The sequence below is a fragment of the Paenibacillus sp. MZ04-78.2 genome (genome assembly GCF_024213375.1).
In the GTDB taxonomy this organism is placed as follows: domain Bacteria; phylum Bacillota; class Bacilli; order Paenibacillales; family NBRC-103111; genus Paenibacillus_G.
On the sequence record NZ_JANAVJ010000126.1, the window covers coordinates 1 to 672 of the forward strand.

Consider the following 672-nt stretch of genomic DNA (forward strand, 5'->3'; position numbering starts at 1 on the left):
AGAACCAAACACAATTTCAAAACAATAAGTGGAAAAAAGCTCGTTTTCCGACAAGGAGGTGGTGAAGCTTAGCCAGCGTTTAGATCGGTATATTCTGGCAGCTCAAAAATCTTCTTCTAAGCTGAAGCTGAAGGTGTGTGGATGATGCAGTTATTGGACGGAGAAAGTCAAGAGCGTATTTTCTATCTTGTCCGGATCGGCATGATCTTTGAACGGCTATACAGCATTAAGGATTTGCACGACGCAGTATACAGGGCAACGACAGGTGCCGGTGTTACAGCTAAAATGTTGGCCGAGCTTGGTTACAGCGGAGAGCAAATTGAGAAGCTTTTACGCGAGCGATTGTTTTTTACAGGGCAAACAAAATGGGACAATAGAACTATTGTCACAAAATCCCAAATATACGGCTGCGCTCGGTGAGCTGGTGAAGAAGGAAATCTTCCGGTACTTGCCGGAGTACTTTAACAAAAAAGAGCCTTCAACCCCACTAACAATTGTGGGAACTGAAGGCTCTTTCTTGTATTCTAGCGTTTACGATCTTTTCGGTCAAACAAATAAAAAATTAATAGAATTCCAGCAATAGATATAGAAAAAGACACGCCTGTTGATTAACCAGATACTGGTTTTTTGAGGTTTGACAAATAGACATGTTTTTCCAACACTTTGGTAGTG

The 672-nt window shown here is 41.5% G+C and carries 2 protein-coding genes; both read left to right on the forward strand.

What is annotated here, in order from left to right:
• Window positions 1-28: 28 nt before the first annotated feature.
• Entirely contained in the window at window positions 29-145 is a 117-nt protein-coding gene (locus NLX71_RS26325; protein WP_309248999.1) for an aspartyl-phosphate phosphatase Spo0E family protein, read from the forward strand.
• The gene (locus tag NLX71_RS26330) at window positions 142-420 is read left to right on the forward strand and encodes a hypothetical protein (protein WP_254366767.1); all 279 of its coding nucleotides are present in this window, start codon (window positions 142-144) and stop codon (window positions 418-420) included. Before NLX71_RS26325 ends, NLX71_RS26330 begins: the two co-directional genes overlap by 4 nt.
• Window positions 421-672: the final 252 nt, after the last annotated feature.